Source organism: Methylobacterium sp. A49B, from assembly GCF_053346215.1.
Window position 1 is genome coordinate 1 of the sequence record NZ_JBKFBO010000138.1, and the last position, 10,680, is coordinate 10,680.

Genomic DNA, 10,680 nt, shown 5'->3' on the forward strand with positions numbered 1-10,680 from the left:
TGCCGGAGACGCCGTTCGTGGCGCGGGGGCTGCGCCTGGACTGGGCGACCAAGCGCAGCCTCGACGTGAGCGTGGCGGCCACGGCCCTGTTCCTCCTGCTGCCGCTCCTCCTGCTGATCGCCCTGATGGTCTGGGCCGGCGACCGCAAGCCGCCGATCTACCGCCACATGCGCCTGGGCCGGGACGGGCGCCGCTTCGGCTGCCTGAAGTTCCGCTCGATGGTCACCAACGGCGAGGCGGTGCTGGCGGCCCACCTGTCCGCCAACCCGCGGGCGCGCACCGAGTGGGCGGAGACCCACAAGCTCACCGACGATCCGCGCGTGACCGCGATCGGCCAGGTGCTGCGTAAGACCTCGCTGGACGAGCTGCCCCAGCTCTGGAACGTGCTGCGCGGCGAGATGAGCCTGGTCGGCCCGCGGCCGATCGTTCCCGCGGAGGTGGCCCGCTACGGCCGGGCGTTCGCCACCTGCTTCGCCGTGCCGCCGGGCGTGACCGGGCTGTGGCAAGTCTCGGGCCGCTCCGACACGACCTACGCCGAGCGCGTCGCGCTGGATCTCGACTACGCCACCCGCTGGAGCCTGCGCCGCGACCTCGTCATCATGCTGCGCACCATCCCGGCCGTCCTCGCCCAACGCGGAAGTAAGTGAATTCTGCTGTTGATCCGTACGGCAACCAACCCGGTGGCCTTAGATCCGAACCGAGACCGATCTCAAGCTCGACCCAAGTGAAGGACGAGTTGCGATGAAGGGTCTGCTGCTGAATGCGCTGCTCGGGCTGGGTCTGGGGCGGTTCGGCTCGGTGTGGTGGCTCCTGGTGCTGCTGCCAGTCGTCGCCGCCGAACTCGCCTATGGCGTCTATGCCTATAATCTTGCTCTGAACGCAGGCTTCCTCCGGCGCGCCGTGGCGCTGATGGTGTGCGGTCAGCTGGGATTCCTGCTCGGGGCGCTGCTGCGGCCCATGCGCGGCGAAACGTAGGGCGCGATTGTCGACTCCACCCTGCGTCAACCGATCGTTCCGCCTTTGCCGGCCCTCGCGCGATTCGGGAGCGCTGGTCGCTCCTCCACCTGTGCCGGTGGATTGAGGCCATGAACGTGTCTCAAAACCGTGGTGACCGACCGGAAATCCTGAGGTCGCGGCGGTCGACTTCGACACGAAGGTTATTCGCGCGCCTGGGCACGATGGCCATCATGTGCGGCGTCCTGATCGTCGTGATCTCGTGGATCGGCTTTCTGATATGGGCTCTGATCCGGTTGATGGACCGGCTTTAGCGCCGTGAGGTGATCCTCGGCGAAATCCTCAGGCATGACGGGCGCCATGCGGCACAAGCGCCAGAACACCACGCCGCCAACGACATAGGCGGCAGCTACAACGATCAACCAATCCATATCCGAATTCTGTGCGTTTATTCAATATTGGAACGGGCGCATGGCAGATTTTTCCTCCTCGCTGTGCATGTGGGGCACCCGCCAGTAATGCACCCATTGGTTTACATTTCCTTAGGTAAGCCGAGCGATTTGTTGGCATCAGTTGTGGCTATACTGCACCCTCTGCGGCGCGGTCAGGTTTGTATACCTATACTGGTGCGTCCCCGGCTGTTGCAGGCCGCAGCCTCGGTCAATGCATCGTCGACCCATGCGACGGGGGCGGCGGAATGCAGCGGTACGGCGCTGGTCAGCGAGGCTTCCCGACGCCGGGGTCGGACGGATCCGGCGTAACGTGCCGGGATGTCCGAGGTCCGGATGCTCCGAGTGCCGTTCGATGCCGTCACAAGCCTGTGATGGCCGCGCTGTCGCGGCGATGACAAGCCGCGACGTTCTCCCCTCGATGCCTGGGCAAGGTCGGTTTCAGGCTCGCTGAAGAAGTGGCGCCGAGCGGGATGAGGTCGGAACGCGCCGTGCCGTGATGTCGCTTCGCTCGTCTCACGGGCCGGCCCGCTGACCCCGGTGGACGGAGATGCGTGACCTCCACTGCTGCGCACTGGGCGCCGTGGCGGCTCCCCCGGACCACCGGAAAGATCGGAACAGATCGGAGCGCCTCGTGTTGGCTTGGCAACGCAGCAACGAAGGAGACTCCGATGCGTAAACTCGCTCTCATCTCCGCCGTCACGCTCTCCCTCGGGGCAATCGGTGCAACCGGCGCTCAGGCGCAGGGCTACGGCTACGGCGGTCACCATCGTGGTTACGCCCGTGACTACGATCGAGCCTACGGTGCCCGCCGCGATTTCGGCTACCGCCGGCACCGTGGCCTGTCGACAGGCGCTGCGGTGGGGCTCGGGATCGCCGGGGCGGCGGCGGGGGCTGCAGCCGCCGGTGCTTTCGACCGCGGCGGACCCGGCTATTACGGCCGCGGATACTGATTACTTAGAAACCCGCTTCAGTAAGGCCCCGTCACGCGCGTCGTGGCGGGGCCTTGCTCGTTCCCTGACACTGGATTTTCCTCACTTCCCGATCTGATGCCGTGGCATTCGCCTCCGCCGATTGACGGAAGCACCGCCTGTTAACTCGGTGTTAACCATTTGCGAGACGGTAATCGGTGGCTCAACACAGCAACGTTGAGTAGCGGATTGCATCAATTCGTGATGTGGCGCCCGCGCTGCCAACAGCAGGGGCGCGGCGGGACGATCGGGGAGGACGAGATGGCGGCGGGAGCCTTGGCCGATCCGGTCGTCGATCCTCAGGTCGAAAGCCGACGCGCGCTCGCTCCGCCACTTCTGCTTGCCGTCGGGTGGATCGGCCTCTTCGCCTATTGTGCGGCTTACCTGACCGAGGATATGCCGTTCCGGAAGACGGCGACCCCGATGGTCGGTGAACCGCTGATCGACCAGACCGAGGATCTGCCGCGCCACATGATCGCGGTCGCGGCTCCCGAACCGGCCGTGCCTGCGACCCCGGCCGCGGCGACACCACCAAGCTCACAGGCCGTGATGGCGCAGGCCGCGGTGCCGGCGGCTCCGATTCGGCCGGCCCTCGCGGCCGATTATGTCGGAACTTGGGGCCCGACAGCGGAGGCCTGCGGCCTACCCTCGCGGCGTCATGGTTACATCCAGGCGACGATCACCCCCGACCGCGCCAAAGCAGGCGACACCGTCTGCAGCTTCCGCGAGACGCACCGCGCCGGCAGCGGATGGACGATGGCGGCCGATTGCAGTGACCGCGACAAGCGCTGGTCCTCCCAGGTTCGGCTGATGGTGGATGGCGACCGCCTGACATGGTCGAGTGCCTGGGGGACCTCGGCCTATGTTCGCTGCAACCGCCGTTCCGGCTGAGCGACGGGCGCGGGGCTGCGCGAACAAGCGGTACGCCGGAGGCACTTAAGCGGTCCGCGCCGCCGGGTGATTCCTGAAGACGGACCAGTCGCCTCGGCTCTTCTACGATCCCCGCAGGATACCGTTCCCGGTCGATGCCTCCGCTGCCGCCGTTAGGGCCACACTGCGGGCGTCACGATCGGAAGGGCGAGCCGTAGCATCGAGCCACAGTGCCGCCTCGCCGCGCCCTGACGAAAACGGTCAGCCGCCTTCCGGGAGCGGTGGGGCCGGGTGTCCCCTGCGTGCGGCGGTGCGAGAGGAGCCTCGACGGCTGATCGACGCGGTTGCTCACGCGACGCCGGAAGCGACCCTGGCGGATCGTGCAGACCGACCCGCATGATAGGCGGCTGCAGTCGTCCCGCCGGGCCACGGGCTGCCTGTCAGCGGAAGCCCTGCGCCATCCTCTCGAGAGGGAGTGTCATGACCGAGACCATGAAGGGGCAGTCTGCGAACGACGCCCCGATCTGGTGCAGCGGCCGTGTCGGGATTCCGGCTCGCGAATCCCGCGTCCGTCCGACCAGGCGCTGAACCGCGAGCCCGAGGGTGTCCTCGTAGGTCGTCCCTCCCGCGTCGCCCGCGGGCGCGTCGGCGCACAGCCTGGCGAATTCGGCGCGAAGATCGAGGTCGGGCATGGGCTCACCCTGAAAGGCTGTCGAGACCAGGGGACGCCGCCGTGGTTAACAAAGTCTTAAGCGCGCGATCGCCACCTACCGAAGCCAGCGCTTGAGACGCTCGCGCAGGGGCGGCGTGACGGCCCGTCGCGCACGCGCTGCCGCAAAAGCGTCGATGCGGATCCGATCCGTGGGGACTTGGCGCAGGAACCGCTCGGCGATCTCGAAGAGAAACGCGTCCGGGTGCACTGCCTCGACATAGGCCCAATCGATATTCGCCGACCAGATCGCGTGCACTTCGGCGAACGTCTCCGCCAGCATGGCGGTGAGGCGCGCACCCGGGTTGTAGATGTACGAGTCGCCGAACAGCACCAACCGGCGGGGATCGGCGGCCTGAGGGTTGCGCAGCACGACCCGGGACCCGACGAACAGCCCCCGGGGCCTGACCGCTCGACCGCTCTCACGGACATGCACCAGGGCGTTCGCGTCGATCCGTCCGGCACGCCTTGGGAAGTCGTAGGCGACGTAGTCCTCCGCGACCGCCGGGCTGAGCTTCTCGCCGAGGTCGAAGGTGAAGCGCTCCCGCGCATGTGTGCCCGCGAACACATGCTCGGCAACCGGGGCATCCAGGGCCTCGCAGAGAGCCCGGTAGGCGACGAGATACCCGCGATAAGACCAATGGGTATCGGTGCGCAGGTAGACGTGCTCTTCCGCCCGGGCTGCCAGGAGCGGCGCCATCAGGTCAACCATCGGGGTCTGCGTCAGCCGCGCCAGCCGGACCCCCGGCGGATCGTCGACACCGGGGAAGGGACGACCGAGCAGGTCCGGGTAGACCGCGAGCTTGTCGGGAACCACGGTGTGCGCGTGGCGGATCCCGAGCCGGTCCAGCCGGCGCGCGCGCCCGTCGATCAGGCGCGCCCAGCGCTGAAGGATCCGGCGGGAGGTGACGGTGTCGCCGTAGAAGGTTTCGACCTCCCGGGCCCGTCCGACCCAGTAAAGCCAGCCATCCTGCCCGACCGCTACGCCGTTGCCGCTCGTCATTCCGGGTCCATGCCTCCCGCCACTCGGCGACGCGTCGCGCGCCGGAGATCGGCCGACGGCCTCACCGGATCGCGACGGGATTGCAAGCTCCGACGGACAATGTGCGGGTGCGTCGGGCGGCGTGGTCAGGCGTCGTGCAGCACGGAAACGGATGGCGCTCATCGGTGGAGCGACGCGGGGCCTGGCCGGAAGAGGCGCCATCACCATCGGCCCCTGCGAGCGCCAGCCCGCCCGCCGATCGCGCCGAAGGGCGTTTTGCGGTCGCGTCCTTGAAATCCCGGAGAACCATATCGCGGTCCGCCGGGTAGTTCAGATCAGGCGCCGGGCTTCTGCGTCGCGAACCGGAGAGGGCACATGTCCGCGCTTTCGACCTTCATCGGCTGCATCCTCGTGGTGGGCGGCTTCGCGGCGGAGAAATTTGCCGAGCACCGATGGCTCGCCGCCGGCAGGCCCGCACCCCTCGACACGTTCGCGGTCCTGGCTCTGGCACTGCCTGCCGTCGGACTGACGCTGATGGCGACCCTCGCGGTCTGAGCCGTCCGTCACTCGGGCTCGGGACAGAACACGACACCGGCCGTTCGCTCCTTCCGCCAGATGAGCTTGACCGAATAGCGCGTCTCCGCATTGGCCAAGACCAAGTCGAACGCGTCCTCCAGCATCACCGCCTGCGTGCCGAGAAATTCCAGCATCGCGCCACGATCGGAGATGTTCTTCACTTGGCAGGGAAAGCGCCACCCGTTCGCATGCTGCGCGAAAGCCAGCAGGGCGGTCGGCTTCCGCTCGGACGCGCGTCGCTCGACGAAGGTGCCGATGGACCTGCTGCTGTGGGACATGGCCGATGTTCCTGCCCCTTCCGACCACCGTGACGGGATCCCAGTCAATTTCTACTAGATTTACTAATACTTATTTTATGCTGTAATTGGGACGAATTATTATCTTGGCGACGATCGTCCAAGGGCGCCGAAGCGTCGAACTGGAACGCGCGGCGAGTCCCGGCCGGTATCGGCGGCGGCCTACGAAGCGCATCGAAAGCCCAGCGCCGCCCGCGATCGCTGAATGCCTGCAGCCCGGGCGGCGCGCTCGTCCGCCCCGAAGACCGGCCTATCTTGCCGCGGGCCGGTACTTGCCGAGCCGGCGCGGGGGCTCGCGCTCCTGCAGGACATCCGGAGACGATCATGCGCAGCCGCCGAGGCCGGACGCTTCTGCCGCTATTCCTGCTCGGGCTGGCGCCCGGCCTGGCGGTTCCCGCGGCCGCGGAGGCTCCTGGGCGGCCGCCGGACTCGGCGCCGACACCGCCATGGCCGCCAAACTTCTCCCGCGATGTCCAGGGCACCGGTCTGCCCGGACTCGACGGGGGCCACGTCTTCCTGTGGAACCGGCCACAGGTTTTCGACCCGGCCGCGACCCTGCGGGTCGACCGGCATGTGCCGGAGGGATCGGGCGAAGCCACGCACACCTACAAGGCGATCTGGGCGCTCGGCTCCACCGGCCCGCACAACGCGGGATACGAGTGGACGATCACGGGCGAGCTCCACAACCGCGCCCTCGCCAGTACCGGCGCGCAGAACGTCGCCGTCAACGGCACGAGCTTCAAGGAAGCCAACGGGATCGGACCGGTCGGGCCGTCCTGGGCCGGCAACTTCAACTGCGTGGACACGACCGACGAGGCGGATCCGGTCGCCTCCTGCATCGGTGCCGAGATCGACGTCTCCGCGCAGTCGCCGACGACCGATCGCAACCGCCAGCGGGTCGGCCTGCAGATCTCCACGGGTGGCGTCGCGGGCGCCCATACCGGATACGGCATCCTGATGGGCAACCTCGCCGGCTCGATCACCGACCGAGGCCTCTCGTTTCAAGGAGAAGGAGTCTACGGCATCGGGATCGACGCCGCCGCGGCCCGTTTCACCGGCGTGCCCATCCTGCTGGGGCCGGGACAGGCGATCGGCCTCGACGGCTCGAAGGAGGGAGGCTTCTCCCGCAGCCTCGGTTTCGACGGGCGTGATCTGGTCTACGGGACGGGCGGTGGTCCGGTGTTCCGGGTGAGCGATGCCGGAGATGTCGAAGCGGCGTCCGTGCGCGAGACGCAGCCGCGGCCACCCCGCAGCAGCCGCGAACCCTGCGTGGCCGGCGACCATGCCTGGGACGAGGCCTACGAGTATCGCTGCGTCGCCACCGACCGGTGGAAGCGCGCGCCGCTCAGCGACTGGTGAGCGGCGCGTACCGCTAGCCCGGCCGGGTTCCTCTGCCCGCCCGTGAGCGGCCTCGGTGGGCCGCCTCCTCGGAACCTCCGACGGTCTGGCGCCGATCCTGTGTCCGAAGCTGCAGGATGCTTTCGCGCAGCTGCGCCACACCGTCAGCCGTACGATCGCTGCTGAAGTTCGCACCAGACGGGGGGGCGGGGCCGCGCGCCTTCGGTAGAGACCGGGCCGGGACGCGGTGAAGGGCGCACCGAGAGATTGGCGGTGCGGGCCGGAACAGCACTTCGGCCTAGCCTCACTCCGATCCACGGCCAACGTCGCGGCATGTCCCGCCGTCGGGATCTGATCGGAGGCAGGGCCTCTCGCGCCACCCCCTTCGATCACGCGGCAGGTGACGCTCAGGCGACCTTGGCCGCCGGACCGGCCGGCCCGCCGCACAGGTTCGGAGCGCTGAGCATCGCCGCGTAGTCGCTGATCGGACCGGGCTTGCCGAAGAGGTAGCCCTGCATCTCGCCGCAGGCTTCATCCGCCAGGAACCGGCGCTGCGCGGGGGTCTCCACGCCCTCGGCGACGACGCTCATCCGCAGGCTTCGCCCCAGGCTGAGCACGGCCCGCACGATCACCGCGGCCTGCGGGTCGGATTCGAGCTGCGCGATGAACGAGCGATCGATCTTCATCTTGTCGAACGGGAACGCCTGGAGCGTCGCGAGCGAGGCGTAGCCGGTGCCGAAATCGTCCATGCTGATGCGGATCCCGAAGCTCTTCAGGCGGCGCAGGATTCCGATGGCCCGCGACATGTCGTTGATGATCACGCTCTCCGTGACCTCGAGCTCGAGCCGGTCGGGCGACAGCCCGGTCTCTGCCAGCACCGCCAGCACGGTCTCGGGCAGATCGGGCTTCAGCAGCTGGCGCGGTGACAGGTTCACCGAGACCTTCAATTCGGAAGCCCAGGATGCCGCCTCCCGGCACGCTTCGCGCAGCACCCAGTCACCGAGGGCGACGATGAGCCCGCTCTCTTCCGCCAAGGATACGAACACGGTCGGTGCGATCGGGCCGCGCACCGGATGGAGCCAGCGGACGAGTGCCTCGAAACCCAACAGCTTGCCCGACGCACCATCCACCTGCGGCTGGTAGTGCAGGTCGAGCGAGCCGTCCGCCAGAGCCTGCCGCAGATCGCTCTCGAGGGCATGGCGCTCTTCCGCCTCCTCGTCCATGTCGGTCGCGAAGACACGGTATGTGCCGCGGCCCTCGGCCTTGGCGCGGTACAGCGCGAGGTCGGCGCGCCGGTAGAGACATTCGGGACTCGTCCCGTGCTCCGGCGCCAAGGCGATACCGACGCTCAACCCGACGCCGATGCGAATCTCGCCGACCTGGATCGGCGCCTCGAACAGCGCGACGAGCTGCGCGGCAACATCGGCGGCTTCCTGTCGTCCTCCGGCGAGGAGGACGGCGAACTCATCGCCGCCGAGCCGCGCCACCACGCCGTCGCCGACGGCGATGCGCAGCCGGTCGGCCACGGCACACAGCAATATGTCGCCCACCTGATGGCCGAGGGTGTCGTTCACACCCTTGAAACCGTCGAGGTCGATGTACAGCACGGCGGCGGCCCCGCCCTTCGAGGCGATTTCGGACAGCCGGCGGTCGAGATGCTCGCGGAACAGGCCGCGGTTCGGCAAGCCGGTGAGGATGTCGTGCCGCGCCAGCCGCGCGATCTCCGCCTCCGCCTTCTTGCGCTGCGTGATGTCGGTGAAGGTCCGGACGAAGCCGCCCTCCGGCAGCGGGACGGTGCGGATCTCCAGCACGATGCCGTTCGGGCGCAGGCGCTCGTGGACATGCGCCTGTTCAGCGCCGCCGCGCTCGATCCAGTCTCGGAACGATCGGTCGGTCCGATTGCGCTCACGGTGACGGAGCTGGTGGCGCAGGACGGCCTTGTAGCTCGGACGGTCCTGCATCATGGCGCGCGGCAGATCCAAGAGGGCCAGGGCGCGCTCGTTGCACACCTGAACGACCCCTCGAGCGTCCACCATGATGAGGCCCTGGTCCATGTTGTCCAGGGTCGCGTCCAGCAGCAGGGTCTTCTCGCGCAGGATGGTACTTTGGCGTGCCAGGGCGGCGTTGATCGTGCGCAGGTGGTCCAGCATGAGGGCGAGGGCGGCGAAGGCCAAAATCACCGCCATCAGGATCGCGATGCCGAGCGCCAGCGCACCGCGTGCAAGGCCGAGGTCCGGCGTCACCACCGCGGGATCCGGAACGGCGCGGGCCGCAGCCATGGCGAGGAAGTGCAGGCTGGCGATGGCGCCCGTCAGGACGGTGGCGGCGATGATCCGCGAACGCGCCTCCGCTCGGCGGATGTGGATCGCCAGGGCAGCTGCCGACAGGCCGCAGCCGCACAGCAGCGCCGCGCTGACCAGCGCCGGATCCCACGCGAAATGTCCTGGCAGCACCACGCCGGCGATGCCCAGGAAGTGCATGCAGGCGATGCCGCCGCCGAGGAGCAGGCCCGCGATGATCCCGGCCCAGGCCGCCCCGTGCGGAGCGGCGCGCATCAGCGCGAACGCCACCAGAGCGGCCGTGAAGGCTACGATCAGTGAGAGGAGCGTCGTCGCGGCCTCGTAGCCGATGACGACCCCTGGATCGTATCCGAGCATCCCGATGAAATGCGTGCTCCAGATGCCTGCACCGGCCGAGAAGCTGGCGGCGAGGAGCCATGCCGTGGCCCAGGAGCCGCCTGACCGGACGCGCTGCTCGAGCTGGAGGGCAACACAGCAGGAGATCCAGCAGACGCAGGCCGCCAGCGGCAGCACCCACAGGGTGTGCTCGTCGGTCAGACAGGCAAGAGCGCGGTACATCGGGGGCCTCGCCGAGCGCCAAAACGCCCGGACGATACCGCCATCATACTAATTAGAAGTTGCATGTTGCTGGCGAGTTTCGCGCGGGCAGGATCCGCCGCTGTCTCATGGCGCCGGCGCGGCACGCGTGACATTCTATTTCTCACCGAGAGCACTGCTCCGCGCGGCACTCTCGAAACCACCCGTGCTTGGACCTACGATCCGAGGAATCCTGTCATAGCGGTGAACCATCGGCGACGGCAGATGCTGAAGCCAGATGCGATCGAGCAGGTTCGGTCAGCGACGGACCGGAGGGCTCAACGCCCGGCCCGAAGCGTTGCGGCCGCCTTGACGATGGACAGGACGCTGGCCCGGGTCGTCTCGTCGGCGATGCTGGTGAACGCCATGACGAGTTCCATGACCTGCGGGTCCTCGAAGAACGTCCGCGTCCCCGTCTCCTCGGAGTCCGACCCCGCCTGCCCGACGAAGAACGTCTCCACCGGCACGTGGAGCACGTCGGCGATCGCCTGCAGCCGGCCGACCCCGATCCGGTTGCGGCCTTTCTCGTACTTCTGGACCTGCTGGAAGCTGACGCCCAGCGCCTGACCCAGCGCGGACTGGCTGAGACCCTGAGCCTTGCGCAGCGCGGCGACCAGGCCGCCGATCGTGCGGTCGGCCTCGGTGGTGAGCTTCGGGCT

The 10,680-nt window shown here is 68.2% G+C and carries 12 protein-coding genes; 6 read left to right on the forward strand and 6 right to left on the reverse strand.

What is annotated here, in order from left to right:
* Together ACLBX9_RS28250 and ACLBX9_RS28255 are read left to right on the forward strand one after the other, a co-directional pair.
* Positions 1 to 647, forward strand: a 647-nt coding sequence (locus ACLBX9_RS28250; protein WP_447721220.1) for a sugar transferase, incomplete at its 5' end; no start/stop codon positions are given.
* 94 nt (positions 648 to 741) lie between these two features.
* Entirely contained in the window at positions 742 to 975 is a 234-nt protein-coding gene (locus ACLBX9_RS28255; protein WP_010686506.1) for a hypothetical protein, read from the forward strand.
* A gap of 182 nt (positions 976 to 1,157) precedes the next feature.
* On the opposite strand, the gene ACLBX9_RS28260 is transcribed toward ACLBX9_RS28255, so the two are convergent.
* A complete protein-coding gene (locus ACLBX9_RS28260; protein WP_010686505.1) occupies positions 1,158 to 1,385 on the reverse strand; it encodes a hypothetical protein in 228 nt (75 codons plus the stop codon).
* A 689-nt stretch (positions 1,386 to 2,074) separates the two neighbouring features.
* Between ACLBX9_RS28260 and ACLBX9_RS28265 the strand changes: the two genes are divergently transcribed.
* Positions 2,075 to 2,356, forward strand: coding sequence for a hypothetical protein (locus ACLBX9_RS28265; RefSeq protein WP_447721221.1), 282 nt, complete (start codon positions 2,075 to 2,077; stop codon positions 2,354 to 2,356).
* Between the two features lie 279 nt (positions 2,357 to 2,635).
* On the forward strand, positions 2,636 to 3,265 hold the full coding sequence (locus tag ACLBX9_RS28270) for a peptidase inhibitor family I36 protein (RefSeq protein ID WP_447721222.1): 630 nt from the start codon (positions 2,636 to 2,638) through the stop codon (positions 3,263 to 3,265).
* Between the two features lie 419 nt (positions 3,266 to 3,684).
* Here the strand turns inward: ACLBX9_RS28270 and ACLBX9_RS28275 are convergent, their stop codons facing one another.
* Together ACLBX9_RS28275 and ACLBX9_RS28280 are read right to left on the reverse strand one after the other, a co-directional pair.
* Positions 3,685 to 3,936 carry a hypothetical protein gene (locus tag ACLBX9_RS28275; protein WP_447721223.1) on the reverse strand — a complete coding sequence of 84 codons (252 nt, stop codon included), beginning with the start codon at positions 3,934 to 3,936 and terminating at the stop codon, positions 3,685 to 3,687.
* A 75-nt stretch (positions 3,937 to 4,011) separates the two neighbouring features.
* The gene (locus tag ACLBX9_RS28280; protein WP_447721224.1) at positions 4,012 to 4,956 is read right to left on the reverse strand and encodes an alginate O-acetyltransferase AlgX-related protein; all 945 of its coding nucleotides are present in this window, start codon (positions 4,954 to 4,956) and stop codon (positions 4,012 to 4,014) included.
* 354 nt (positions 4,957 to 5,310) lie between these two features.
* Here ACLBX9_RS28280 and ACLBX9_RS28285 point away from each other — a divergent pair, with 354 nt between their 5' ends.
* Entirely contained in the window at positions 5,311 to 5,490 is a 180-nt protein-coding gene (locus ACLBX9_RS28285; protein ID WP_447721225.1) for a hypothetical protein, read from the forward strand.
* An 8-nt stretch (positions 5,491 to 5,498) separates the two neighbouring features.
* On the opposite strand, the gene ACLBX9_RS28290 is transcribed toward ACLBX9_RS28285, so the two are convergent.
* Entirely contained in the window at positions 5,499 to 5,789 is a 291-nt protein-coding gene (locus ACLBX9_RS28290) for a PilZ domain-containing protein (protein WP_158168814.1), read from the reverse strand.
* Positions 5,790 to 6,131: 342 nt separating this feature from the next.
* On the opposite strand from ACLBX9_RS28290, the gene ACLBX9_RS28295 reads away from it, so the two are divergent.
* Complete coding sequence (locus ACLBX9_RS28295) at positions 6,132 to 7,166, forward strand: hypothetical protein (protein WP_447721226.1); 1,035 nt, start codon at positions 6,132 to 6,134, stop codon at positions 7,164 to 7,166.
* Positions 7,167 to 7,552: 386 nt separating this feature from the next.
* Here the strand turns inward: ACLBX9_RS28295 and ACLBX9_RS28300 are convergent, their stop codons facing one another.
* Both ACLBX9_RS28300 and ACLBX9_RS28305 read right to left on the reverse strand, forming a co-directional pair.
* The gene (locus tag ACLBX9_RS28300) at positions 7,553 to 10,003 is read right to left on the reverse strand and encodes a bifunctional diguanylate cyclase/phosphodiesterase (protein ID WP_447721227.1); all 2,451 of its coding nucleotides are present in this window, start codon (positions 10,001 to 10,003) and stop codon (positions 7,553 to 7,555) included.
* Positions 10,004 to 10,299: 296 nt separating this feature from the next.
* On the reverse strand, positions 10,300 to 10,680 hold a 381-nt coding region (locus ACLBX9_RS28305; protein WP_447721228.1), incomplete at its 5' end, for a helix-turn-helix domain-containing protein.